Origin of the sequence: Mucilaginibacter sp. KACC 22773, assembly GCF_028736215.1 — a bacterium.
In the GTDB taxonomy this organism is placed as follows: Bacteria; Bacteroidota; Bacteroidia; order Sphingobacteriales; family Sphingobacteriaceae; genus Mucilaginibacter.
On record NZ_CP117883.1, the window covers coordinates 6,336,045 to 6,359,741 of the forward strand.

Sequence of the window (23,697 nt, forward strand, 5' to 3'; positions counted from 1 at the left end):
ATGAAAAAGTTTACAAGCTTTTATTTTATGCTGATGATAAGCGCCTGCCTGGTTCATGCGCAACAGGTAGCAAACAAACTGCAGGTTGATGTTGGTACGGGTTACTTGCAGGAAAATTTTCGGTGGTCAATATCCGGCAATATCAGCGGCCAAAACCCCAATGTACTTTCAGAACTTAAATGGATGAACGTTGGCGGGCAAAATGTAGCCGCATCTGTAAGCTATAACTTTTGGAAAAAATTCGTCGTTTATGGCGATTACTCCCGGCAGTTCATATCCTCCGGCACGGTAAACGATAGCGATTATGGGGCCGATAACCGCAGCAACAATACCTACAACCAAACCTTCAACGCCAATAAAGGCAGCGCCAGTTTATGGAACCTGGGTGCGGGGTATATTATTTTTAATAAATATCGTTTTAGCATAACACCTTATATTGGTTACGGCGAAAGTAAAGAAGCTCTCCGCCTGCTCGACCGGGACGGCATGTTCCCGGATTTGAACAGTTCCTATTCACCTCAATGGAAGGGCGGTTTTTTAAAAGTAATTTCATCTGTAATCATCGTTCCAAAATTAAAGTTCAAGGCCGATGTTACCTATCACCAGGTAAGTTACAACAGCAACGGCAACTGGAATTTGATCACCAGTTTTCAGCACCCGGTGAGTTATCGCCACCATGCAAATGGTTACGGGGTAGAAGCGGGTGGAAAGTTGAGTTATGACGTCACCAATCACGTCGCTATCCAAATTGGCGGCAGCTATTTTACCTGGCAAACCGGCAACGGAACCGACCAGCTTTACCTCAATAACGGCCAAATTGACAAAACTCAATTGAATGGTGTGTCTCGGGTTGGCTTCGGGGTATCCGGAGGTGTGAGTTTGGGCTGGTAAAAGTGCATCAACGGTATGCCGGAGTATGGCGCAGATAATGTAAAACTTACAGCTGCAGTGCAAGCTGATCGCCTGGCCCGGCTTCCTTTTCTTCCCGTTGTTTCGGCACAATATCACCAAAATTCGATAGCGAAATCCCCAGCAACCGGATGCGGGTATTGTCGTTTGGATTGGTGGCTGCCATCAATTGTTTTGCCGTATTGCATATCGTCTCCAAATCATTAAAAGCCGTGGTAAATGATTGGTTTCGGGTGATTTGTTTAAAATCGCTGTATTTTACTTTGAGGGTGAGCGTGCGGCCTTTTAGTTCATATTTAAGCAAACGATTGTGAACCACCTGTGCAATTTTATCCAATTCGGCTTCCATTTCGGGCAGGGTGGTAAGGTCATAAGCGAAAGTGTCCTCTGCACCTAACGATTTGGTTTCGCGGTGGGGTTGTACTTCCCGATTATCAATGCCCCGTACTATCTGGTAGTAAAAGCGGCCGGGCTTGCCAAAATGCCGTACCATTTCGTCCTCGGTTAGTTTTTTAAGGTCGGCGCCGGTATGGAGGCCCATCTGCTTCATTTTCTGAGCCGTAACTTTGCCTACACCAAAAAACTTTTCTACCGGCAATTGCTCCATAAAGCTTTCTATGCTTGATGGGCCAATAAACTTCAACCCATCGGGCTTGTTAATGTCCGAAGCAATTTTGGCTACAAATTTATTGATGGATACACCGGCGGATGCCGTAAGGTTAAGTTCATCCTTTATTGCTTGTTTTATTTGTTTGGCTATGTCAATTGCCGAGCCGATGTTGAGCTTATCGTTGGTAACGTCGAGGTAGGCTTCATCTAAAGATAAGGGTTCAATCAGGTCGGTATAACGGCTGAAGATCTCCCTGATATGTTGCGAAACCTCTTTATATGCGGCAAACCGCGGCCGAACAAACAGGGCATCGGGGCATAGCTGTAATGCCCTTTTGGACGACATTGCCGAGCGCACCCCAAACTTACGCGCCTCGTAACTTGCCGTAGCAACTACCCCACCACGCCCTTGAGGTAAACCGCCTACGACGAGCGGCTTGCCCCTGTACTCCGGAAAATCCCGCTGCTCAACCGATGCGTAAAATGCATCCATATCAATATGGATAATTTTGCGGATGATTTGTGTGGGTTGGTTTTGCATGGATACTTTTGTGGGCGGTTATACAGAGGTATTCCAAATGTAAATATAGCAAATAGTAATTTTTACTGGTCTTGTTGCTGCCTGAGTTGGCGGCAGGCCGACGGACTCAATTTTATAACTCAGATAGTTTTTAAGTTAAGAACGAGGATTAATACTATCTTTAAACATTCAATTATACCTTCATGAAAAGACGCTCTTTTGTAAAATCAACCCTAATGGGTGCTGTAACTGCAACCGTTTTACCCGCTGTAAGCAACGCCAATGCCATGCATACCGAAGTACCGATAGAAGAATATTATGAACTCCGGGTTTATAATTTAAAAGACGCAAGCCAGCAAAATTTGGTGGAAGATTATTTGCAAAATGCATTAATACCAGCGTTAAATCGTCATACCATCAAACGGGCCGGTGTATTTACCGAGCTAAAGCCCGAAGGGCAAACTAAAGTATTTGTACTTATCCCTTATGTTTCTCCCTCCCAAATTGATAGGGTTCAAAAGCTGATCAGCGGCGATAAAGACTATATTGCCAAAGCCGCTGCTTACCTTAATGCGCCTGTCACTGCGCCTGCTTATGACCGTATAGAAAGCTCCCTTTTAAAAGCATTTCCCGATACTGCCCTCACTACTGCCTCCGAAAAGAAGCCGCGTATTTTTGAATTACGCCAATACCAAAGCGCAAGCGAAGCTGCCGGTAAAAAAAAGATAGAAATGTTTACCGGCCAGGGCGAAATAGATATTTTTAGACGCCTTGGCTTTAACCCGGTTTTCTGGGGCGAAACTGTGATTGGTCCCCTGAGGCCCAACCTAACGTACATGATCACCTTTGATGACCTGGCCGCTAAAGATGCCCATTGGAAAGCCTTTGGCAGCGACGCTCAATGGAAAAAAATAAGCAGCGTACCCGAATATGCAGATGCCCTGCTGGTAAGCAAAATAACATCAACGCTGCTAACGCCAACAACTTATTCGCAGATATAAGGCAATAAGTTATTTGCTGCTGGTTTTCTTTTTTAAATGTTCAGGTGTGCGTCTTACCAGGGGCTTTATTGATGACTGCTTTGGCGTGGTATAGCCCTTAATTGTTGGGGAATTGCTTAATGCTGTCGCTTTATAAGCTGACGGCACCCACTCGGGATTTATTTTATTAATGCAATTCATGATTGGGCATCTTTGATATTTGACGGTTTTATTTGTTGACCGAAGATTAATATTCTCTAATTTAGAATTTGTTTTTATAAATACCCCCAATTAGTCAATCCCTTACTTAGGCGATTGCTAAACACATAACAGTTTAAACATATAATTGCCACTTTCAAAATTTTTAACTACTTTAAAAACAATTTTGTCATTCGATAGTAATCATTAATCAATCGATTAACAATTTAGCCCTAACCTTCTTTGACTAATCAATCGTTTGATTAATTTTGTGCCGTTAAAACAATGGACAAAGATAAAATAGACAAAAAAGACCACATTCTTGACGTCGCCGAACGCGTGTTTGCCGACTATGGATTTGATGGGGCTTCTACCCGGACAATTTCGGGCGAGGCCGGTGTGAATATGGCTATGCTCAATTACTATTTCGGTTCAAAGGAAGGTCTTTTCCTGGCAATCTTTGAGCGTAAGATCTCGTCGTTCCGCACACTGCTTCAAAATATAGGTAATGACGACAGCATGACCGCGTGGTGCAAGCTTGATAAATGTATTGACAATTATGTAGAGCGCATTATTGTGAACAACTGCTTTCAAAAGCTCATCAGCCGCGAAATATCGATGAACAAACGCTGGGGGCTTACCGATAAGATCATCGAAATATTGATGGTAAATGTTGTCGAGATCAGGAAGATAATTGAAGAGGGCGTTAATAATGGCAGCTTTTATAAAGACATTGATGTTCCGATGGTGATAGCAACCATATTCGGCACCAAAAATTACGTCATCAATATGCCGCAGTTATCATCCCTGATATTAGGCCATGATGTTCGCGATGAAAAATTTATGGAAGAAGAGCTGAAGCCCAGGATTAAAGCATATATGAAAAGACTTTTAAAAGCTTATTTAGTAAATGAACATGACAACTCAAAATAATAAAACCAACCACCTTAAACTGTTGAAACATACAGTTAGCGCGTTTTGGAGGTATGGTACCGCCCTGGCGGTATCAGGTTTGCTGTTTGCAGGAACAGCTGCTGCCCAGGACCGCACTATCACTTTAGACGAGGCCATTAAGCTGGGCCTTGATAACAGCAAGGTATTAAAATTATCGCAGGCCAAAATTGACCAGGCGGTATCGCAATACAACCAGGCTAAAGACCAGGCTTTGCCAACCGGTAAAGTGAGCTACGGTTACAACCATGCCGAAATACCTGCCAATAAGCTTTCGCTTGGCGAAAGCAGCTTTAATTTACCCAACAGGGCCGATGCTTACTTAGGCATACTATCGTTAAGCGAAGTGCTTTATGCCGGTGGCAAATACAAATATGCCCGCGAATCGACAGATTTACTTACACAGGTTGCCCGTTTGGACGTGGTTAATGATAAAGACCAGATCACCTACGATATCATCAACTCATACTATAACCTATATAAAGTATTGCAAAGCAAAAAAGTAGTAGCGCAAAATTTAACTACTATTGATGCGCAGATCAAACAATCGCAAAGGTTTTTTGAGCAGGGCTTGGTTACCAAAAATGATGTGTTACGGTTTCAGCTGCAACGCTCAAATGTCGAGCTGAATGGCATCGACCTGGAAACCAATCGCCGTATCATCAACTATAGCCTGAATGTTTTGTTAGGCTTGCCCGAAGGTACCCAGCTTAATATAGATCAGATAACCGAGGCTGACAGGCCTGTTGCTCCTTTAAGCAACTACCTTGATTCGGCTTATGTAAGCCGTGTTGAATTGCAGCAGGCAGACTTGCATGGCAAAGTTGCCGAAACCAGCATCAAAAACATAAAGGCCAACACATTGCCAACTTTAGCGGCATCAGGAAGCGCCTATTATGTTGATGTAAACTCGAACCCGATTCCTAAAAGCGGGCAGTTTATTACTCCAATATCAGTTGGCTTAACCCTTTCCTGGAACTTTGGCAACCTGTGGACAAACAAAAACAAGGTTACCGAGGCTAAAATTCAGCGCGAGCAGGTAACCATAAACAAAAGCATTACGGTTGACCGCATTAAAAACGAAGTGAACCAGAATTACCAAAACTGGACAATGGCTTTGGATAAAATTAAGCTTTTACAAACTTCGATTGAGCAAGCGGGCGAAAATAATAAGATCCTCGAATCAAAATACAAAAGTAATATAGCATCAGCTACCGATAGGGCCGATGCCGAAACATTGCTTTACCAGGCGCAGATAAACCTTGAACTGGCTAAAGCCGATGCAGGCCTGGCTTACTATACTTTACTAAAATCAACAGGAAAAATTAACAACAAATAATACTTAAACCAGATAATAAGATGGCACAGGCACAAGAAACTCAGGAACAGGAACCAAAAAAGAAACCAAATAAAGTTATCCCTATCATATTAGGTGTATTGCTTGTTGGTGGTATCATTTTCGGTATCAAAGAATACATATACTACGGCAAACACATCGATACAGATGACGCCCAGATTGATGGCGATATAAGCCCGGTAGTAGCCCGCGTAGGCGGATACGTTGATTCTATTTATTTTGAAGAAAACAGCCACGTTACTGCTGGCCAAACTTTGGTAAAAATAGACGACCACGATTACAAAATAAAATTAGAGCAGGCACAGGCAGCACAGGTTGGCGCAAGTGCGGGCATCAATGTTAACCAATCGCAGATTTATGCTACGCAGGCAAATTCATCAAGTGCAAGGGCGCAGGTTGAATCAAATGCGGCCCGTTTAGATAAAGTGCAGAAAGATTATGCACGTTATGCCAACCTGATAAAGGATGGATCGGTAACACAGCAACAATTTGACCAGGCCAAGGCCGATCTGGATGTGGCAAAAGCTAACCTTAGGGCATCTCAAGACCAATACAAAGCAGCGGTTGAGCAAATTGGCACCACCCGCAGCCAGTTAAAAGTTACCAACACCGGCGTAACCCAAAAACAAGTTGATATTGACTATGCCAAACTGCAGTTAAGCTATACCACCATAAAGGCGCCATCGAGCGGATTAGCCGCCAAAAAAAGCGTACAGCTAGGCCAGTTGGTACAGGCAGGGCAAACCTTGTTTAGCATTGTAAATGATAACAGTTTATTTATAACTGCCAACTTTAAAGAAACACAGCTGAATGATATGAAAAACGGCCAGAAGGTTGATGTTGAGGTTGATGCCTACCCTGATATGAAAGTAGAAGGTACAGTTTACAACTTTAGCCCGGCAACCGGCGCCAAATTTTCATTACTGCCGCCAGATAATGCTACCGGTAACTTTGTAAAAGTAGTACAACGTGTACCTGTTAAAATTAAATTAAACGCCTCAAAAGACGTACTTGACAAATTGCGCCCAGGTATGAGCGTAAAAGTTTCTGTAATTAAAGGAGAATAAAATGGCTGAAACAGGCTTTAAAAAATGGATCATCACCATCACGGTTATCATAGCTTCATTGCTGGAGCTTATTGATACCACGATTGTGAACGTATCCCTGCCCGATATACAGGGTAACCTTGGTGCTACCCTTGAAGATATTGCCTGGGTAGTTACGGGTTACGCTGTAGCAAACGTAATTGTGCTCCCTATGTCGGGATGGCTGGGAAGCAGGTTCGGGCGAAAGAACTATTTCATAACCTCTATCATAGTGTTTACTGTTGCCTCGTTTTTATGCGGTAATGCTACAAACCTTAATGAGCTGGTTATGTTCCGGATATTGCAAGGTATTGCGGGTGGCGGGTTAATATCAACATCACAGGCCATATTAATTGAAACATGGCCACGTGAGCAAATAGGTACAGCTACGGCGCTGTTTGGTTTAGGTGCGGTAGTTGGGCCAACTGTAGGGCCTACCATTGGTGGTTATATTACCGACCACTCTTCGTGGAGGTGGATATTTTACGTAAATATCCCGGTTGGTGCCCTGGCAGCGTTTTTTGCCTACACCTTTGTACGCGAAACGCCTAAAGACGAAAAAGGGAAACCCGTTGACTGGTGGGGTATTGGCTTACTGGCCATAGCCGTAGGTAGCTTGCAAACGATTTTGGAGAAAGGTGAATCGGAAGACTGGTTTGCAACACCCTACATTACGGTATTAACAATCACTGCAATATTAGGGTTGATCCTGTTTATATGGCGCGAGATGAGTATCAACTACCCGATAGTAAATTTTGCAATATTAAGGCACCGAAGCTTTGCGGTTGGGATGTTTACATCTTTTGTGCTTGGGTTTGGGTTATATGGCTCTGTGTTCGTGTTCCCGGTATTTTGTCAGAATTTGTTAGGTTTTACAGCGCAGCAAACAGGCGAAATTCTTTTCCCCGGTGGGTTGTGTACCATTGTAATGATGCCCTTTATTGGTAAAATGCTCAATAAGGGTATTCCGGCACAGTTTATGGCTACCGCCGGTATGTTCCTGTTCTTTGTATTTACCACAATGCTCAGCAACTCCACAATGGCAATGGGCCCATCTAATTTCTTTTTGCCATTAATGATCAGGGGCGTAGGTATGGCCTTGTTATTTGTACCCTTAACTACCCTGGCTATTGCCGACCTGAAAGGGCCCGAGGTAGGACAGGGCACAGGCTTAAACAACATGATGCGTCAACTGGGCGGTTCTTTTGGTATCGCTACACTAACTACCATTATACACGTGCGCCAGGGCGTACACCGTAACAACCTGTTAACAAATATTACGGCAACCAACCCGGCATTTATTGAGCGGTTTAATGCCTCGTTACACAACTTTATGTCCAAAGGGCACTCGTTAATTGATGCTACACGTATGGCTTATGGCGCTATTGAAGGGGCTTTGACCAAGCAGGTATTGTTATTAACCTATGATGATGCTTACTGGATATCGGGCCTGGTAATGTTATTTTCAATCCCGTTGCTATATCTGCAGCCATTCAAGAAATCAAACGCCAAAATGCCGGTAGACGCGCATTAATCTGATACGATAAAAGCCGTTCCACTATTACCTGGAACGGCTTTCCCCAAAAAAAATTAACAATTAAAATTTAATAACTCTCCCCGAGATACAATTGATTTTCAATAAAAAATAAGTGTAATCGAGGTTTGTTTAATCTTAGGCATAAATTTAGAAGTTTTTAATTAACAAACGCAAATTTTATTAAGTAATAAACTGTTATTTATGAAAAAAGCATGAAATTTTTAAATCTCATGCTTTTTTTATGCTCATATATTGTTGATGGCTAAAAAATAACCTTGCCGGTAGCGGTAACCAACGATGCTATACGTACAGCATCAAAAATGCGCTCCTCGGTAGTTGCTAATTTTATCAGCGAATCTTCATGAGCATTTACGCACATTTCGCAACCATTTACAGCCGAAACCGCCAGGCTCATCAGCTCAAAAAACTCTTTCCCGGTAACCGGCTTCATCATCAGCTGCATGCGGATGCGGGCCGGAATCTGGGTGTATTTTTCCTTTTGCGTAAAATGCCTAAACCTGTAAAATACATTGTTTGAGGCCAACAATGAGGCGCAGCCCACAGCCTCGCCAATTTCGGCAGCGGTAGCTTCCTGTATTTCGGCGTATTTGGTAAAGTAGCTGGTAAGCGGCGTGTTGTTGTTATTAACCGCAATGCTTAAGCCCAATAAGGCGCATTCTTTAGCCGTTAAATGGGCCGATGTAAGTGTGCTGGTAAAATTCAGCTTCAAATCACGTAAATAGCGCGATTCTCCTTTTTCTAACAGGGTAAGGCTGGTGGTCCGGTAATCTTTATCTAATCCTATACTTTCCAGTATTTCCTGGATCACTTCGGTACTTTCGTTCATGGTGTTTGTTTTATGCTTAAAGTAAAAAGCCGGGGCTTAAAGCTTTAAAGCGAATTTAATCCGTGTCGTCATTGCGAGGTACGAAGCAATCCCCAACATGCTAAGTCCCACATAGTTCAGGATTGCTTCGTACCTCGCAATGACGGTCTGTTTTTTGACGGTCAATTTTAGCTTTAGGCTTTACGCTTAAGCTTTCAGCTTCTTTCAGCCTATAAAAAATCCCCGCACAATAATTAACTGTACGGGGAACATATGTTGTAGGGGGAATTAAACAGTAAGTGTTTCCTGGCCTTTTTCCCAGTTACATGGGCAAAGTTCGTCGGTTTGTAAACCATCCAGTACACGTAAAACTTCTTTAACGTTACGGCCTACGCTTAAATCGTTAACAGATACCCAACGGATAATGCCGGTAGGATCGATGATGAAGGTAGCACGGTAAGCGATTTTTTCGGTTGGCTCTAATATGCCCAAGTCTTCGGCCAATGATTTTGAAGTATCGGCAAGCATCGGGAATTTTAAATCGCGCAGGTCGTCATGATCGCGTCTCCAGGCAGCGTGTACAAATTCCGAATCGGTAGAAGCACCAATTAAACGGGTTTCGCGGTCGCGGAACTCGCCATAGTTTTTATTGAACTCAGCAATTTCAGTTGGGCATACAAAAGTGAAATCTTTTGGCCACCAGAACATTACTGTCCAAACGTTATCGTCATTCACCAAATACTCAGAAGTAAGTGTTTCAAACTCTTTACCTTTTTCAAGGCTAACTACGGCCGTTTTAGAAAACTGGGGGAATTTTTGTCCTATCGTTAACATAAGTGTCTTTTTATTATTATTTATGCAAATATACTGATTTAAAAGTCAGCCTTCCATTCTAAAAATCTATACTCTATAGATTTTATTGATAGTTTAGTTTAACATTATCTAAAAGGGCGTTCCGTAGTTAAATCTGCCCGATTAACAAATATTTTAGCATCAGATTAAAATATCTATATTGGTATCATGAAAACCAAACCTATTCTGATCATAATTGCGATTGTTGTGCTGCTGATTTGCAGCTTTTTATTTATCCGGGGCAAATACCTGAGCAAACCCGAGAAGGGCGAAATAACGCAGTTTTTGAATGCTTTTAACGCGCAAATAAAAGCCGGCAACATTGATTCGGCCAGCGCTTATTTTGAAGACAATCAAAAAAGTAAACTGGTAAGGGTATTGTTAAGCGTACTTACCAATAAAACCAATACCGGCGGTAAGGAGAAGCCCATTTTTACGGTGAGTTTAAATACCGAAGATGCCCTGATAAAATTGACAAATCCCGAGTTTGCTACTGCAACGATAGCTGCCACTTTTAAGAATGCTAATCTGCCGGAAGAAAAATCGACCTTAACGTTTACCATCCATAAAATGGATGACAAAAACTACAAAATAACCCAGGTAAATGCGCTTGGCTTTGTGAAGGATTATGTGACCTACCAGGCAAAAGTATATAACAAAATTACGCCCGAAAAAGATATTTATAGTGCTATTACACTTGCCGCCTTCAAAACGGCCGAAAAGTTAAAAACGAAGTACGATAGTGTAATATGGTTTGATCATGTTAATAGCAAAACCTTTTACTATGTGATAAAGGGCAAATTGCCTAATGGCCTTTTATATGATAGTGACAGAAAATCCGAAGATGCCGACTACAAAATGGGTCTTGTTGACCCGGGACTAAAAGAGATAATTCCTGCCGAATATGATCTGATACATAACATTAGTGGTACCATCGACGGCCTGATCGAGGTTGAAAAGGACGATAAAAAGGGTTTTTATAACTTATATGGTAAACTAACTGTGCCTGCAATTTATGATGAAGTATATCCCCTGAAAACAGGAGAGAATTTAGCAGTTTTAAAAAATGGAGAGGATTATTTTTACCTGAAGGCGGATACCACGCTATCAGATAAAATAGCCGATTTTAAAATAGCCGATATTGTGCCGCAAATAAAAACCTTCGGCGATTCGTACACACTATCTGACAAAAGCTCAAAAAATGTAATGGAATATAATTCACGCGATTATAACACATCGCTGGTAATTTCACCATCGTACCTTGCCGACCTTCAGATACTGCCAAAGGTTATCGATTTTCCGAATCCGTTAAGGAAGGGGCCTGCAAATAGCGATGAAGAGGAAGGAGGCAGCCGGTCAATAGATATTGCATTTGATACCGATAAAAAAGGCGATGACGACAACTGGCTTCAAAGTGCTTATTATACCATTGTAAATGACTATTTGGGCGGACGGGGCGGCCTTTACACCAGTAAAAATGTTTTGGTAGTTGATAAAAAACACAACCGGATATCAGGCTTTAGCGCAGGTATCGACTTAGGCGAGGGAGAGGGATATGCTTCGCTTTCTAAAACTTGCAATGAAAGTTCAACTAAAGCAATCAACGATTCACTCTTCGAGTTTAAGACGACGTCTAACCTCGAACAATCTCTGTTGGGCGGAAATGAGGCCATAGTGGAAGGGCCGTATTATTACTACTTGCAACTTAAAAGCGGCAAACTGGTCGCCTTAAAATCGAGCAGGCTGTTCCCTACGCAATTTATTAAGCTGGATGATTCGTACCTTCATGGCTGTTACACGATAAGAGTAGGGCCGTACGGAGAATCATCAAAGGAGACGACCATTGATCATGTAAATAAATCCATGCTGCAATACATGAAAAATGAGATTTTCGCTTCTTATAAATACAGGTTCAAAAATCCAAAATGGAACGATGTTTTCGAGTACCGCTTCCAGTCGGCCGATACAACAAAGAATGCAAATGTTGATGATTCGCTTACTGTTATCGATAAATACAACATCGCATTTATTAACAACAAGCTAAACGAAAAGCCATTAAACATAAAAAAGATTAATGCTTTAACTGCCAGATGAGTATTACCGCAAGGCTATTAAGATACTTTGCTTTTATATGGATAGCCATTTTAAGCCTGGGTACCTTTTATGAGAGTTTTGCGCATAATCATGCTTTCTTTTTGGGTTTTAAACAGGCAGCTATTAAAACAGGCTGGTACATGCCGGCATTTTATTGCCATATTTTTGCCAGCAGCATTATGTTACTGGTTGGCTTTTTCCAGTTTTCAAAAACAGTATATACCAACCGGCGGCTACATAAGGTATTAGGGAAAATATATATCATTGGCGTATTGTTTATAGCCGCGCCCGGGGCCTACGTGATGACCCTGTTTGTTGGCCGGGGCACAGGCGTTTTTATATCGTTCCTGGTACAAAATACGCTTTGGGTATTATCAACCATATTGGCTTTCACGCTGATAAAAAAAGGCAATGTAAACGAGCACGTTAAAATGATGCGACGCAGCTACGGCCTTGCTTTGGGGGCAGTAACCTTGCGCTTTTATATCCTGCTTTTCCACGTTTTTGGCAACGGCGTAAACTTCGATAATAATTATATCATTATCGCTTTTTTAAGCTGGGTGCCAAATTTAGTGTTGGTGGAAATGATTAATCTAAAAGAAGCGAAGCCCCAGCCCCCTAACCCCATGAAGGGGGAGCTTTTTGATTAGCAGAAAGGCCTGGCGTTTCGCACCAGGCCTTTCTGTTTTTTGCTTGTCCGCTGTTGTTCCCCCTTCAGGGGGTTAGGGGGCTTCGCTTACAATATAAACTTCGTGCTCAGGAAATTAGATTCGTTGTCGTTTACAATGTCATTAATGATCTGTTTGTTCACATCGTTCATTTTGGTAGCCACTAACGAACGGATGGAGAAAGCCCTTAACGCGTCATGTACCGAAAGGGTGCCCTCGGCACTATCTTTACGACCGGTGAAAGGGAATACATCCGGCCCGCGCTGGCACTGGCTATTGATATTTACCCGGCTTACCAGGTTCACAAACGGATCTATCAGCGAGGAGATCTCTTTGGCATCGTTACTAAATATACTCACCTGCATGCCATGCGGCGAATCAATCTGGTACTCAATAGGCTCTTCTATTGATTCAAACGGAACAACCGGAATTACCGGGCCAAACTGCTCTTCGCGGTACAGTTTCATTTTTTCATTAACCGGGTATACGATGGCAGGGTAAAAGAATGAGGCCACCGTTTCGCCGCCGTTTTCGTTAATTACTTTTGCACCATTGGCGATAGCATCTTCAACAATATCGGTAAGGTAAGCTGGCTTATGCGGCTCGGGCAAAGGCGTAAGTTTTACGTCTTTATCCCAGGGCAAGCCAAACGGCAATTTAGCAACGGCTTCGCTCAATAGTTTCAAAAACTCGTCGGCTACATCTTTTTGAACAAAAATCATTTTTATGGCCGTACACCGCTGTCCGTTGAACGATAGCGCACCCAAAATACACTCGTTAACAGCTAATTGCAAGTCGGCATTTTTGGTTACGATAGCGGCGTTTTTAGCATCCAAACTTAATACCGCACGCAAACGATTTATTTTGGGGTGCCGTTTTTTAAGGTCATTGGCTACCTTGCTTGATCCGATAAAGGCCAGCACATTTACTTTGCCCGAAGCCATCAACCCGGGTGTTACCACGGAACCACGGCCATAAATGGTATTCACTACGCCCTTAGGGAACGACTCCTGGAAAGCCCGTAACAGTGGGTAATGTAAAAGTGTACCATGCTTTGGTGGTTTAAAAAGTATGGTATTGCCCATAATAAGAGCGGGTATTAATGTGGTGAAAGTTTCATTCAAAGGATAATTAAACGGCCCCATACATAGCACCACACCCAACGGAGAGCGGCGGATCTGGGCAATCAACCCCTCGGCCATTTCAAACCGCGACGATTGGCGGTCGATATCTTTAAGCGCATCGATGGTTGCATTAATGTACTCGATGGTGCGGTCAAACTCTTTGGCCGAATCGCCGTAGGATTTACCTATCTCCCACATCAGCAGTTTTACAACCAGGCTACGCTGCTCGCTCATCTTATAAATAAAGCGCTCCATGCATTTAATACGGTCGGCAATGCTCATGGTAGGCCACTCGCCACGGCCATTGTCATAGGCTGCAATCGCGGCATCCAACGATTCAAATGCTTCCTTTTCGGTACAAACAGGGTAGGTTCCAATTAGCTTGCGGGTAAAATTTCCGTCGGCATCAAAAAAACCAATTGGCGAGTATACTTCGTTTACTTCGCCATCCCATGGTTTCATTTCGCCATCGCTGAGGTATTCGCGCTGGTGTACTTCTTCTGTCTGAAACCCAAAGCCAATCTGGCTTTCGGGCACAAATATCGAAGTTATCTGGTCTTTAAAACTCATATTCTATAGGTATTAGATTTTTATAAAGGTAAAAAAAGCCTGCTTTTATAAGCAAGCTTTTTTATGGCCAATAAGCAGAATTACGAAATTTGTAATTCAGGCGCTCTCTTTATATAACACCATACCTGCGTGATAAAAGACGCCGTCTTTAAAATCACCTTCGGCTACAAAGCCGGTATCATCCAGGTATTCAACGTGGTTGCCTAACCTGTTATAGTAACCGGTATAAGCGCTTTTTATATCGCCGCGCGCTTCATCGTAACGGCCGTTTGGTAAAAATTCATGGCGTATATAACCGTCTTTGGTTACCCAAACGCCTATATGCTCATTATTTTTCATTGTTAAAAACCAGTTGAGGTTGTTAATTCTTTCCATGTTTCCAAATCTTTTTGTACCGATGCTATTTTTTGGTGAGCCAGCTGGTAGGCGTCCTCACCTAAAAATAAATTCAATGGGGCATCGGGTTGGTTTGCAATTTTTATCATCGCAGCCGCTGCTTTTTCAGGATCACCGGCTTGTTGCTGGTCCATCTGATTTTGGTGCAGGTTTTGCGAGTCGCGTACATTTTGGTAAGCATCAATCGGGTTTTTAGGGACAATCAGCGATCCTTCTGAAAGGAAGTTGGTACGGAAGTATCCCGGCTCCACAATGGTTACTTTGATGCCAAATGGTTTTACCTCGGCATCCAATGCTTCAGAAAAACCATTGACTGCGAATTTAGTAGCGCAGTAAATTCCAAAACCCGGATAACCGCCAACAAAGCCGCCTATCGAAGAAATATTGATAATGTGACCTGACCTTTGCTCGCGCAGGTAAGGCAATACTTTGCGGATGATGTTTAATGACCCGAACACGTTTACATCAAAGTTGTCGCGGGCCTCCTGGTCGGTTGTTTCTTCCAGGCCGCCCAGCATGCCGTAGCCTGCATTGTTAACTACCACATCTATTTTGCCAAAAGTGCTGATGGTTTTTTCGATAGCCTGCTGTACGCTTTCTTCGCTTTTGATGTTAACCGCAAGGGGTAAAAACGCATCGCTGGTTACGCCTACGGCGTTTTCAAGGTCGCTGATGTTTCTTGATGTGGCGGCCACTTTATAGCCTTGGCTTAATAGCTTTTTTACAAGGGTAAGTCCCAGCCCTTTTGAGGCGCCGGTTACAAACCATATATTTTGATTGCTCATGATTGTTTTGATTTATTGGGTGATTTCACTGAGTGTTAAATGATTTCACCGGTTAATTATTTGTGTTAATTATCTTGTTTGTCCAAGGGGCCTAATCACCAGTTCGTTGACAGATACATTGCCGGGTTGGCTGATGGCGTAAATTACTGCATCTGCTATAGCGTCTTCGTCCATTTTAGGCATGTTTTTAAGGTTGCCGTACAGGGCTTTTATCTTTGGGCTGGTAATATCATGCCCCAGTTCGGATTGCGTTGCGCCCGGGAAAATAGTGGTTACCTTAATGGTTTGTGCCACTTCTTCGCGTAGGGTTTCCATAATGGCCTTTACCGCGAATTTAGTTGCGGAGTACACACCAATACCAGGAGATGTTTTGATACCGCCAACGGACGAGGTTGCCAGGATATGGCCCTGCCCGCGTTGCAGCATGTGTGGCAACACAGCATTAATGCCATATAGCACCCCTTTAATATTGATGTCGATCATCCGGTCCCACTCATCAACCAGGCCTTCCTCAAAAAAGGATATGGGCATAATGCCGGCATTGTTCCATAAAACATCTACGTGGCCAAACTTGTCGATAGCCTGTTGGATAAGGTTATCCAGATCGGTGCGTTTGCTTACATCAGTTGGTATATAGATGGCATTGTCGCCTATTTCGGCAACTATGGTCTTTAGCTGGTCTTCCCGGCGGGCGGCCAATACAACTTTGGCACCAAGCGCGGCCAACTTTTGGGCAGCAACGGCACCAATCCCGCTGCTGGCGCCGGTTATCACTATAACTTTGTTTTTAATATTTTCCATCGTTATTGTTTTTAGGCACGTGTAAACACTTAAAAATCAGTGGCGCAGGTAGTGTTTTCCCATTCGTGAATTTCCTTATACAAGCCGTCCAGTTTAGTGAGAGCGCGGTTATATGCGTCGCCACCCAACAGCAAACGGAGCGGCGGATTTTCTTCATAAACCACGTTGATGATGCTTGCAGCCGCTTTTTCAGGATCGCCTGCCTGCTGGCCATTCATGCTCAGGTATTTGCAGTGCGAGTGCCTTACATCTTCATATTCGGCAATAGGATTTTGGGTAACTGTTAACGAATCGGCGGTAAGGAAGCTGGTGCGGAACGCCCCCGGAGCTACTACCGTAACCTTGATACCCAACGACTTAACATCCAGAGCCAATACTTCCGACAGGCCAATTACTGCCGATTTGGCCGCTGCGTATACCGCCCACCCTGTGCCTCCTGTAATACCTGCTATAGAAGCGATATTTATAATATGCCCCGAGCGCTGTTTACGCAGGTAAGGCATCACAAACCTGATTACGTTAAGGGTAGCAAATACATTTACATCAAAGGCCGAGCGGGTTTCGGCGTCGGTAAGTTCCTCAATAGCACCGCCAATGCCATAGCCGGCATTGTTGATAACCACATCTATCCGGCCAAATGTTTCATAGGCATGCTGCAGTGCCAGGGATACGCTGCTCCCGTTAACCAGATCAACCTGTAAGGGTAAAAAATCAGCACTGTTTGAACCAACGGCAGCTACAAGCTCCTGCCGGTTCCTGGAAGTGGCAGCAACAAGCTGGCCAGCATCCAGTAATTGTTTTACTAAACTGAGCCCGAAACCTTTGGAGGCGCCAGTGATAAACCATACTTTTTTGTTGTCCATAGTGTGTTTGTTTTTGATAAAACAAAGGTAATATGACAGCAAAAGGGAGTGATTACGCTATTCAAACCAATTATTACGAAATTCAAACATTTCTGAACCGTGATGGCGTAACCTGGGTTTGTTTTTTGAAAAAGTTATTGAAATGCGTTGGTTCCTCAAAACCCAGACAGTAGCCTATTTCAGAGATATTCCAATCCGTATGGCGCAGGAGGGACTTGGCTTCGCTCAGGAGGCGGTCGGCGATGTGGTCGGTGGTGGTTTTGCCGGTGGTTTCGCGGATGGCGCGGTTGAGGTGGTTTACGTGTACCGATAATCGTTGCGCGAAATCATTGGCCGACCGCAGGGCAAAGCGCTGCGAAGGCGTTTCTATCGGGAACTGCCTTTCCAGCAGCTCGGTAAACACCGATGTTATGCGCGATTTGGCATCGGCGTGTTTATAAACATTTTCGGATGGTTGGGTTTTTAATGCATAGTAGCACAATTCGGTAACATAATTGCGGATGAGCTCATACTTGAAAGCGTAATCAGAAGCAATCTCATCCGTCATTTTACGGAACAGGCCTGTAACGTATTCATCCTGTGTACGATCAAGCTGATATACCGGCTTGGCGTTAAGCCCGAACATGGGCAGTTCGCTCAAACCATTGCGAAACCGCTCCACAAAAAATTCCTCGGTAAAAATGCAGAAAAAGCCCGTGCGGTCGTCGCTCATGTGCTCAAACGTATAGGGCACAAGTGGGCTAAAAAACATGAGCGAAGTACCCGACAGCGTAATGCTTTTATCAGCATAATGGATAATGTTTTCGCCCCGCATTAGGCTTATTTTGTAAAAGCTTCGGCGGCTGTAGGTAACCGGTTTGGCATTGGGGCCAATACAATCCTCAATTTTAAAAACATTAAAATGACCGATGTTTTGCTGCAGGTTATTGGGCAGCCAGTCGAATTTGTTTTTGTAAAAATCTTCAAGTGTTTCGGTAGTCATAATCAAAATTACAAAATTCAAACCACATGTCAAGTGGCGTTTTGAGTTTTACATTCAGATTACGCCGTTTCTGCCCCCTTGCCATCCCCTCGTGACACCTTTCGGGTACTTGCTACACACCTTTCGGGTACCTGCTACGCACCTTTCGGATACCACCGAGCCCTTTATTGTATTTCGTGCTAAAACTCCGCCTCCTTTACATCATCCCGGTGTGGTTTCCTGAATTTTGCAGCGCTTTTTTTGATGTAGGTAAAAATATCATAGTCGCTCATGTTGCGTACCTGTGCAGCTGCAGGCCGGTACTGGTTGATGAAATGGTATAACGAATCGGATTGCAGGCCGGTGAGCTGGGCCACCCGCTCGTCGCTAAAGCGGCTATCAACATATTTGCCCTCCTCGTCGCGGATGAGCGCCTGTTTAAACCTGTAGGCATTGCTGTGTTTGTAGGTAAGCAGGGCAATAAACTGGCTGGGCACAATGGAAACGCCAGCCATGGGTATGGGCCCGACAGATGCGCCCGGCCTGATGATATCCGAAAACTTTGGCGGATGGCTGTTAAAATCCCGGGCAAACTGAATGCGGTTACTGATGGAATCTTTAACCCTATCGCGCCGGGCACTGATGTTTACCTGCTGCAGCTGGATAGTGGCTTGCTCCAACTGTACAATAATGTCTGTGTTTTTTGATGGGTCAACTGGTAACGCATACAGCTTGTAACCTTGCATCTTTACCCTCAAGGTATCCCCTGCCCTGGCTACTTTAATGCTAAAAATGCCTGCCATATCACTTATAGCGGCCGAACTTCCGGTGCTTACCAGCGCGCCGCTAATACGCAGGCCGGTTGCCTTATCGGTTATTATACCGTTTATTTTTTGCCCGTAGCCCGCAAGACCGGTGCAAATAAAAAATATGATAAGCAGGTGTCGCATAGGTGGTGGTAGTAAGTTCTAAGTCATAAGTCTTGAGTTGAAAGTTCTGAGTTGAAAGGCATCCTTTTGAACTTTGTACTTAGGGCTTCCGACTCAAGACTTAGAACTTTATTAATGAGCTCCTTACAAATATAACCGGGCGGCAGCTTTCGTGGATTGTGTTTAACATATTTTAACCAAACGCGCCCTGCATCACACAGGTTGTAAAAAACAATCAAACAAAGCGCCGTGCCTGCCAAAAGAAAAGCTGCGCACAATATATTTACCTACGTTGCCTGGTTTTGCGCTAATGCAGATATTTTGCGAAATAATTACCTGTTAGTAACCATACCGAAAGGGTACCGGTCTTTTATTACGGGCAAAGAGGACTTTGATTATTGCGGCTACAGTTTGTTGAAAACAACTCGACCGAAGGGAGGCAGACGCCGAGGAATACCAACAACCGGGAAGCACGGTATTTTAATATTCACTCGCCTTATAATTATTGAATATATATATTAATTTAGCATAGCTCCCGAATGTTATAACTCAACCGGCTGGCATATGAAAGCGTTTCATTTATTACCTAAAATTATTGCTTATTAAATAATTATAACAATTTCAACCTAAGTACCATGACACATAAAACTGAACCCAAAAAAGATCCCTCAAAAACAACCATCAGCCTTGAGCTTGCCAAAATCCGTATCGACAGGTGGCTAAATGCCATGCTGCAAATACCTGGCTTTAAAAAAAATCCGGAATCCATTCCGCGGGCTCTTTATATCTCCTTTGCAGATATTACAGCAATACAAGAGGAATGTAAAAACTACTATAATGAAGACACGCTGGTTGGCATCAGGGTGTATTTCGGGATAGCCGGCGAAACAATGCCTACCTCGGCAACACCCGACGATATGCGCGGCCTTATTGTACCTGTTTTAAAGGTTAACCATTCGGCACCGTATACTGATGCAGTGCATAAGGATGCCAGCAATCCCGATCCGAACGATACCAATGTTTATGATTTTACATCACCCTGCCCTAAATATTGCGATCAACAAAGTGAATTGTATGTACCTGTTTCTTAGTTACATCATTTGTAAATGAATCATATATACGTTACGGTTATAGTGCCGGCAACTGTTTTGATACCCATAGGTACCGGTTTAATAAAAACTGTTTACAAAAACCAACCCTCAAAAACAATGCTGTTATACCTGCTATTTGCAGGTGTAACAGATGTTATTGAGCGAATAATGGGGTTGCATAACATCAATAATTTGCCGTTACTGCACTTTTATACCATTGCAGAATATTTATTTATACTCAGATTCTTTCAATTGTCCATAAACAAATCCGGAGTCTCCTGGATAATTTGGGCCTTATTTATTTTATTCCCTCTGTTGAGTGTGCTTGATTTTCTTTTTATACAAAACATATATGAATACAATTCTTATCCCAGGCCTATTTCTGCTCTAATTATAATTGGCTTGTGTATGTATTATTTTTTAAATTACAGTAATCAGGAAAATAAAACACCTTGGGTAACTATCCCCGTAAACTGGATTGTAACCGGTTTATTAATATACTTTTCCAGCTCATTCGCTTATTTTGCTTTTTTAAATCTCATTACTCAAAAAGCGAGTGACAATCTCTATTTCATTTTCGGAGGTATCCATGCTACCCTCGTACTACTGATGTACCTTATGGTGGCAGCTGGCTTTTTACAGGTAAAAAATGAAGGATAATATTTACGTTTTATTACTGATTAGCATGGGCGGCCTGTTCATGCTGGTAGTATCTTTTGTGCTTATTTTTATCCGCAACCAAAACAACCTGTTAAAAAAGCAACACCAATTACAACAGGCAGAACTTGCGCACCAGCAGGAACTGTTAAAAACCATCATCGTATCGCAGGAAGCGGAGCGCAAGCGCATTGGCCAGGATTTGCATGACGACGTTGGTACCGCCCTGTCAAACCTGCGCATCACTATCGAAATGTTTAATAATGTGACTACAACCGGCAGCGGCGAATTTTCAAGCACCTGTAAATATCAGATAGATAAAATTGTACAGGATGTAAGGCATATCTCGCATAACCTGTCGCCGCCTGGCCTTGAACTGTATGGCTTTATGGGGTCTTTAGAAGACCTGACCGAGTTTATCACCGCCACCGGCAAACTGCAGGTAAACATTACCGATAACGCCAACCCGGTAACCGATCAGCTTGGTGCGGAGGTATCCCTGTCCTTATACCGGGTTTTTGAAGAATTATTAAATAATACCCTTAAACACGCCAATGCCAGCCTGGTAAATATTAAGTTTGATATAGCTGACGATTACCTGCTGATTAGTTACCACGACAACGGGCGGGGTATTGCAGTTGCCGACAAAACAAAAAAAGGAATGGGCAGGCAAAACATCGAAAGCAGGCTGGGCATTATCGGAGCAGCTTATGAGGATGATTTTCCAGGCCGCACAGGATTTAACATAAACATCCGGCTTAAAACAGATAATATTTAAAAATGGAACAAATAAGGGTAGCCATTGTCGACGATCAGAATATTTTCAGACAAAGCCTGGCAGTACTTATCAACAGCGTACCCAATTTTGAGTTGGTTGCCGATGCCGGAAGCGCAGCAGACCTGCTCGCCATCTTAAAAACCATCCCCTCACTCCCCCAGGTGCTGCTGCTGGATATGAATATGCCCGGCATGAACGGCATCGAGCTTAACCAGATTTTACAGGAACAGTACCCGCAAATAAAAGTGATGGTGCTGTCTGTACATTCGCAGGAAAGGCTTATAGCCAAAATGGTTTCGGCAGGCGCTTCCGCCTATCTTTTTAAAAATTGCGATAAGGAAGAATTGATTACGGCGATACAAACCGTTCATCATACCGGTTTTTATATTAACCGGCAAACACTGGTGGCTATCCAAAATACCGCCGCCCGCCGTAGTAAAACCACAAACGTTTTCAGTACCTCTCCTTTTGAGCTCACCAACCGCGAAAGAGAGGTGCTTGAGCTTATTTGTAAAGAATATGCCAGCTCCGAAATTGCCCAAAAGTTATTCTTAAGCATTCGCACTGTAGAGGGTCACCGCAACAACCTGCTCCTTAAAACCCAAAGCCGCAATACCGCCGGCCTGGTGCTATATGCCGTTAAGCACCAATTGATAGAGGTGATGTAACCCCGCCTGCCATACGTACAATTACTTAAATACCCCGTATTTCTACCTGTTTTTTAAAGGGGTATTTATGCGCTGAAACCCCTCATTGTTATCCTGTTATTTTGCTTACAACAAATAACAAACATATGGAATCAAATTTATTATCAATGGCCCAGGAGTTCTCGGGCCTGCCTATGGACGCGCTGATTGGCGGTCCATTGAATGCTGCGGCAAATGCCAACTCGGCGATGGCGCTCACCCAAACCAAATTCATGCTTGACACCTGTTTTGCTAAACAGGGCGACGGGGACAAAGCGTCTTACAAACCCGTTCTGATCGAGATGGTGCTGTCAAGGGGTGTTATTACCCCCGGCGCCACAGCGACCGACCCAACCACCATTCAAAGCGTTGACACCCGGTTTACGCTGCCGATGCTGACGATTGTGCCTTTGAACTCATTGGCCGTGCAATCTGTGGATATCACCTTCGAAATGGAAGTAAAATCCAGTTTTGCCGAAGAGACATCGGAAGCCAAATCTACCGAGAGCAAAGGTGAGGGTAGTTTTGAAGCCAAGATTGGCTGGGGTCCCGTATCCGTTACCATCCGGGGGAGTGCAAGTTACGATTCAAAAGATTCGTCGACACATGACACGCACTACCAAAAAAGCAATTCGGCAAAGTACACGGTTGCCGTACATGCCGGCCAGTTGCCGCTGCCACAAGGCGTAAGCACCATTATTAACGCCTTTACCAAAACCATCGAACCTATCCAAATGCCGGCCGCGACTCCACCCGCCGATGCGGATAAAGATAAAGGAGGCAAATAGTAGGGTCAATTCACAACGCCATCCTCAAGGATGGTCAAATAAGTTAGCTTCTGCGGAAGCTAACTTAACTTTTACCATTATATAAAAATCATCATGCCCGATATCACCAACCAAACATTCGATCCTGATTATAGCAGGGCGCTGGATATAGAGTCTTTGATCAGTGCTCCTTTGGTGGCTGTTTCAAAAGCCAACGTCACCATGGCCCAGGGTCAAACCCGGTTCTTATTAGATTATTGCTTTAAACAGACCGATGATGGCTATGAACCGGTCATGATCAAAATGGCGCTCACCAGGCACCTGCTGGCGCCCGATAAGCAAGACAACACCGTTCAGGCGGTTACCACTTATTTCAATTTGCCCCTGCTCACCATCATTCCGCTGAATTCCCTGGCCGTTGACAAGGTTACCATAGATTTTCACCTGGAAATATCAGGAACCGGCGGCAAGGACGGCGATAGGACCCCCGGGGCCGGCAATCAGATCACCGACAAAAAAGCGCAGCTATACGGCAAGATCAGCGGCGATCCTTCCGGGGCGAAAAATGGAATGAGCAGGCAAAATAAAAGCAAAATAGCAGTCAACATCAATGCTTCGGCCTTGCCGCTTCCTTCCGGCGTACTCACCATAATCGATATGTACAACCGGTCTATCCACGCTTCCCCAGACAACAACCAATAAA

General features: G+C 43.7%; 25 protein-coding genes. 14 read left to right on the forward strand and 11 right to left on the reverse strand.

The genetic code is table 11. The features are described 5' to 3' along the window. Entirely contained in the window at positions 1 to 891 is an 891-nt protein-coding gene (locus PQ469_RS26295) for a hypothetical protein (protein ID WP_274210333.1), read from the forward strand. A gap of 46 nt (positions 892 to 937) precedes the next feature. On the opposite strand, the gene dinB is transcribed toward PQ469_RS26295, so the two are convergent. After that, positions 938 to 2,059, reverse strand: a complete 1,122-nt coding sequence (gene dinB, locus PQ469_RS26300) for a DNA polymerase IV (protein ID WP_274210334.1) — start codon at positions 2,057 to 2,059, stop codon at positions 938 to 940. A gap of 182 nt (positions 2,060 to 2,241) precedes the next feature. Here dinB and PQ469_RS26305 point away from each other — a divergent pair, with 182 nt between their 5' ends. Continuing rightward, positions 2,242 to 3,039, forward strand: coding sequence for an NIPSNAP family protein (locus tag PQ469_RS26305; RefSeq protein WP_274210335.1), 798 nt, complete (start codon positions 2,242 to 2,244; stop codon positions 3,037 to 3,039). 9 nt (positions 3,040 to 3,048) lie between these two features. Here the strand turns inward: PQ469_RS26305 and PQ469_RS26310 are convergent, their stop codons facing one another. Then, positions 3,049 to 3,219 (reverse strand): hypothetical protein, encoded by a 171-nt coding sequence (locus PQ469_RS26310; RefSeq protein WP_274210336.1) that lies wholly within the window; start codon positions 3,217 to 3,219, stop codon positions 3,049 to 3,051. A gap of 282 nt (positions 3,220 to 3,501) precedes the next feature. On the opposite strand from PQ469_RS26310, the gene PQ469_RS26315 reads away from it, so the two are divergent. From PQ469_RS26315 to PQ469_RS26330, 4 genes are read left to right on the forward strand one after another with little or no spacing between them, the layout of a single operon-like run. Next, positions 3,502 to 4,149, forward strand: a complete 648-nt coding sequence (locus PQ469_RS26315) for a TetR/AcrR family transcriptional regulator (protein ID WP_090640624.1) — start codon at positions 3,502 to 3,504, stop codon at positions 4,147 to 4,149. Beyond that, complete coding sequence (locus PQ469_RS26320) at positions 4,133 to 5,506, forward strand: TolC family protein (RefSeq protein WP_274210337.1); 1,374 nt, start codon at positions 4,133 to 4,135, stop codon at positions 5,504 to 5,506. The genes PQ469_RS26315 and PQ469_RS26320 overlap by 17 nt, the downstream gene beginning before the upstream one ends. 20 nt (positions 5,507 to 5,526) lie before the next feature. After that, positions 5,527 to 6,591 carry an HlyD family secretion protein gene (locus PQ469_RS26325; RefSeq protein WP_274210338.1) on the forward strand — a complete coding sequence of 355 codons (1,065 nt, stop codon included), beginning with the start codon at positions 5,527 to 5,529 and terminating at the stop codon, positions 6,589 to 6,591. 1 nt (position 6,592) lies between these two features. Beyond that, complete coding sequence (locus PQ469_RS26330) at positions 6,593 to 8,143, forward strand: DHA2 family efflux MFS transporter permease subunit (RefSeq protein WP_274210339.1); 1,551 nt, start codon at positions 6,593 to 6,595, stop codon at positions 8,141 to 8,143. Between the two features lie 265 nt (positions 8,144 to 8,408). Here the strand turns inward: PQ469_RS26330 and PQ469_RS26335 are convergent, their stop codons facing one another. Together PQ469_RS26335 and PQ469_RS26340 are read right to left on the reverse strand one after the other, a co-directional pair. After that, positions 8,409 to 8,993, reverse strand: coding sequence for a carboxymuconolactone decarboxylase family protein (locus PQ469_RS26335; RefSeq protein WP_274210340.1), 585 nt, complete (start codon positions 8,991 to 8,993; stop codon positions 8,409 to 8,411). A 267-nt stretch (positions 8,994 to 9,260) separates the two neighbouring features. After that, on the reverse strand, positions 9,261 to 9,806 hold the full coding sequence (locus PQ469_RS26340) for a peroxiredoxin (protein WP_090470236.1): 546 nt from the start codon (positions 9,804 to 9,806) through the stop codon (positions 9,261 to 9,263). A 186-nt stretch (positions 9,807 to 9,992) separates the two neighbouring features. On the opposite strand from PQ469_RS26340, the gene PQ469_RS26345 reads away from it, so the two are divergent. Both PQ469_RS26345 and PQ469_RS26350 read left to right on the forward strand, forming a co-directional pair. Further along, positions 9,993 to 11,918 carry a WG repeat-containing protein gene (locus PQ469_RS26345; RefSeq protein WP_274210341.1) on the forward strand — a complete coding sequence of 642 codons (1,926 nt, stop codon included), beginning with the start codon at positions 9,993 to 9,995 and terminating at the stop codon, positions 11,916 to 11,918. Beyond that, the gene (locus PQ469_RS26350) at positions 11,915 to 12,568 is read left to right on the forward strand and encodes a DUF2306 domain-containing protein (RefSeq protein WP_274210342.1); all 654 of its coding nucleotides are present in this window, start codon (positions 11,915 to 11,917) and stop codon (positions 12,566 to 12,568) included. The genes PQ469_RS26345 and PQ469_RS26350 overlap by 4 nt, the downstream gene beginning before the upstream one ends. Positions 12,569 to 12,654: 86 nt before the next feature. Here the strand turns inward: PQ469_RS26350 and PQ469_RS26355 are convergent, their stop codons facing one another. The 7 genes from PQ469_RS26355 to PQ469_RS26385 all read right to left on the reverse strand — a co-directional run bounded on the left by PQ469_RS26355 (position 12,655) and on the right by PQ469_RS26385 (position 19,036). After that, positions 12,655 to 14,280, reverse strand: coding sequence for an NADP-dependent glyceraldehyde-3-phosphate dehydrogenase (locus PQ469_RS26355; RefSeq protein WP_274210343.1), 1,626 nt, complete (start codon positions 14,278 to 14,280; stop codon positions 12,655 to 12,657). A 96-nt stretch (positions 14,281 to 14,376) separates the two neighbouring features. Further along, complete coding sequence (locus PQ469_RS26360; protein WP_274210344.1) at positions 14,377 to 14,655, reverse strand: Atu4866 domain-containing protein; 279 nt, start codon at positions 14,653 to 14,655, stop codon at positions 14,377 to 14,379. Then, positions 14,622 to 15,461 carry an SDR family oxidoreductase gene (locus PQ469_RS26365; RefSeq protein ID WP_274210345.1) on the reverse strand — a complete coding sequence of 280 codons (840 nt, stop codon included), beginning with the start codon at positions 15,459 to 15,461 and terminating at the stop codon, positions 14,622 to 14,624. The genes PQ469_RS26360 and PQ469_RS26365 overlap by 34 nt, the downstream gene beginning before the upstream one ends. Positions 15,462 to 15,530: 69 nt before the next feature. Further along, positions 15,531 to 16,262 (reverse strand): SDR family oxidoreductase, encoded by a 732-nt coding sequence (locus PQ469_RS26370; RefSeq protein WP_274210346.1) that lies wholly within the window; start codon positions 16,260 to 16,262, stop codon positions 15,531 to 15,533. A gap of 29 nt (positions 16,263 to 16,291) precedes the next feature. Next, positions 16,292 to 17,125: an SDR family NAD(P)-dependent oxidoreductase gene (locus PQ469_RS26375; protein ID WP_274210347.1), complete on the reverse strand. Its 834-nt coding sequence runs from the start codon at positions 17,123 to 17,125 to the stop codon at positions 16,292 to 16,294. Between the two features lie 82 nt (positions 17,126 to 17,207). Further along, a complete protein-coding gene (locus tag PQ469_RS26380; RefSeq protein ID WP_218152367.1) occupies positions 17,208 to 18,107 on the reverse strand; it encodes a helix-turn-helix domain-containing protein in 900 nt (299 codons plus the stop codon). Positions 18,108 to 18,286: 179 nt separating this feature from the next. Continuing rightward, entirely contained in the window at positions 18,287 to 19,036 is a 750-nt protein-coding gene (locus PQ469_RS26385) for a carboxypeptidase-like regulatory domain-containing protein (RefSeq protein WP_274210348.1), read from the reverse strand. 614 nt (positions 19,037 to 19,650) lie between these two features. On the opposite strand from PQ469_RS26385, the gene PQ469_RS26390 reads away from it, so the two are divergent. From PQ469_RS26390 to PQ469_RS26415, 6 genes are all read left to right on the forward strand, one after another. Further along, on the forward strand, positions 19,651 to 20,106 hold the full coding sequence (locus tag PQ469_RS26390) for a hypothetical protein (protein WP_274210349.1): 456 nt from the start codon (positions 19,651 to 19,653) through the stop codon (positions 20,104 to 20,106). 117 nt (positions 20,107 to 20,223) lie between these two features. Beyond that, complete coding sequence (locus tag PQ469_RS26395; RefSeq protein WP_143065349.1) at positions 20,224 to 20,766, forward strand: hypothetical protein; 543 nt, start codon at positions 20,224 to 20,226, stop codon at positions 20,764 to 20,766. Continuing rightward, the gene (locus tag PQ469_RS26400; protein ID WP_274210350.1) at positions 20,756 to 21,541 is read left to right on the forward strand and encodes a sensor histidine kinase; all 786 of its coding nucleotides are present in this window, start codon (positions 20,756 to 20,758) and stop codon (positions 21,539 to 21,541) included. Before PQ469_RS26395 ends, PQ469_RS26400 begins: the two co-directional genes overlap by 11 nt. A gap of 2 nt (positions 21,542 to 21,543) precedes the next feature. Continuing rightward, positions 21,544 to 22,209 (forward strand): response regulator transcription factor, encoded by a 666-nt coding sequence (locus PQ469_RS26405; protein ID WP_274210351.1) that lies wholly within the window; start codon positions 21,544 to 21,546, stop codon positions 22,207 to 22,209. Between the two features lie 125 nt (positions 22,210 to 22,334). Then, entirely contained in the window at positions 22,335 to 23,015 is a 681-nt protein-coding gene (locus tag PQ469_RS26410) for a DUF2589 domain-containing protein (protein ID WP_274210352.1), read from the forward strand. A 93-nt stretch (positions 23,016 to 23,108) separates the two neighbouring features. Continuing rightward, on the forward strand, positions 23,109 to 23,696 hold the full coding sequence (locus PQ469_RS26415; protein WP_274210353.1) for a DUF2589 domain-containing protein: 588 nt from the start codon (positions 23,109 to 23,111) through the stop codon (positions 23,694 to 23,696). Position 23,697 lies beyond the last annotated feature (1 nt).